Origin of the sequence: Methylobacterium guangdongense, from assembly GCF_038442355.1 — a bacterium.
GTDB classification, from domain to species: Bacteria; Pseudomonadota; Alphaproteobacteria; order Rhizobiales; family Beijerinckiaceae; genus Methylobacterium; species Methylobacterium guangdongense.
Genome location: NZ_JBBXMX010000062.1, coordinates 1 through 1,707 on the forward strand (window position 1 = coordinate 1; position 1,707 = coordinate 1,707).

Here is a 1,707-nt window from a genome sequence, read left to right on the forward strand (position 1 = left end):
ACGCTCGCGCAGATCAACGGACAGGGCAGACGCCATCGGCTCTCCTCCTCGGAAAGCTCTCCATCGAATCACATCACCGCCGCGGCCGAAACCCTGGACGATTCAATTCGATCGGTGACCGCTCTAGGTTAGGCATCTGCATGCGGACGGCCGGGACGACGGCCGTTGATATTCGCTTCAGCCACGAGCGCTAAGATGCACCGCTGCTTGCTGCTCGTGCCTGTACACCATGTCGTTTTACAACCTTGCCCCGTTCGGAACGATCCGCATCGCCAGCGAACGTGATCTGCGCGCCTATGTAGCCCAGACTACGGCCTTCTGCGTCTCTGCCGCGCTCGCCTGCGATGTGGTCAATCAGTTGATCTTCTTCGAAGGGTGGACCGCGGCCGTTCGATCCTGGGTCGTCACCGTGGTGGTGGTCGTAGCAGTCGCCCTGCCGGTGTCGCGGACGATCGCTGCTGCACATTTAACGCTGTTCCGATCTGGTCAAACGGATCACCTTACGGGGCTCGCGAACAGGCGGGCGCTCCTCGACCGCGCTGATGATCCCAAACTCATAGCGCTGGTGATCGCCGACATCGACCGGTTCAAGGCGGTCAATGACGGCTACGGGCACCTCACCGGTGACGCGGTACTCAAAGCGGTCGCGGATCTGATGCGAGCCGAACTCGCAGACCTCGGTCTCGTCGGACGCCTTGGGGGCGAAGAGTTCGCCCTGATCTGTACGGATGGGGATGAGGGCGATCTGGTCCGGCGGCTGGAAGCTTTCCGCGAGGCCGTAGCACGAACCCCCATCGCGGCCGGCGATGGCCTGACTGTACCTGTGACGATCTCGGCGGGCGTGGCGCGGCGGACTAGCGACCAGTCTTTCCGGGAGCTCTACGCTGAAGCAGACAAGGCCCTCTACATCGCCAAGGCGTCGGGGCGGAACCAGATCGTGATGGCCGAAACCGCCTCATCGTCCCCCGATGGAACTGCCGAATGATCGCCGCAAGCCGGCGGTAGCCATACACCTTCCCGCAACGGCCGAAAGAAAGCATGACGCGAGCTGAGCTCGACAAGCGCGCGAGCTGACCGTGTGGCCTGGCCAGGGCCCGACATACGTCGCCCAGGGATACGAGCTCCTCACGCTGCGCGACGCCCTAGATGTTTGGTCCCAGCATTTGGTGGAGCGGGCTTGATCTGAAGCGTCCGGGCTCGGCGGACCATGCCTTGCATATGGCTTCGTAGGGCGTGAGGCCGCGCAAGGTCTTGAGGCGGCGGGCGAAGTTGTAGGCGCTGACGAAGTCGGCCAAGTGCGCACGGAGCTGCCTGTGGCTGTCATAGTGGTAGCGCTTGACCGTCGCGTCCTTGATCGTGCGGTTCATCCGCTCGACCTGACCGTTCGTCCAGGGGTGGCGCGGTTTGGTCAGGCGATGGTCGATATCGTTGCGGGCGCAGGCAAGTTCGAAGCTGTGGGCCCGGAAGGTTTCGCCGGCTGCAATCGCCTCCTTGATGATGGATGCGGCTGAGGCAACGTTGCCGGGTGTCGTGAAGTGGGTGCCTTTGTCGGTGAGCACCGTGTGCACCTTGTAGGGCAGGGCCTCGATGAGATGGCGGAGGAAGTCACCTGCGACCCGCCGCGTGGCCTTCACGTGAAGCTCAACGAAGGCGAACTTGGTCGTGCGGTCGATGGCGACGAGCAGGTAGAGCCGCCCTTCGGCTGTG

At 63.3% G+C, this 1,707-nt stretch carries 2 protein-coding genes; one reads left to right on the forward strand and one right to left on the reverse strand.

Going from position 1 to position 1,707, the window contains the following annotated elements:
- The first annotated feature begins 229 nt into the window (after positions 1-229).
- Positions 230-985: a GGDEF domain-containing protein gene (locus tag AAHG09_RS31720; RefSeq protein WP_342112310.1), complete on the forward strand. Its 756-nt coding sequence runs from the start codon at positions 230-232 to the stop codon at positions 983-985.
- 157 nt (positions 986-1,142) lie between these two features.
- On the opposite strand, the gene AAHG09_RS31725 is transcribed toward AAHG09_RS31720, so the two are convergent.
- The coding region (locus AAHG09_RS31725; protein WP_342112313.1) for an integrase core domain-containing protein at positions 1,143-1,707 on the reverse strand (565 nt) is incomplete at its 5' end.

Coding starts and splice junctions, on each gene's coding strand:
- AAHG09_RS31720 (WP_342112310.1), top strand. CDS start 230: ATGTCGTTTTACAACCTTGCCCCGTTCGGAACGATCCGCATCGCCAGC.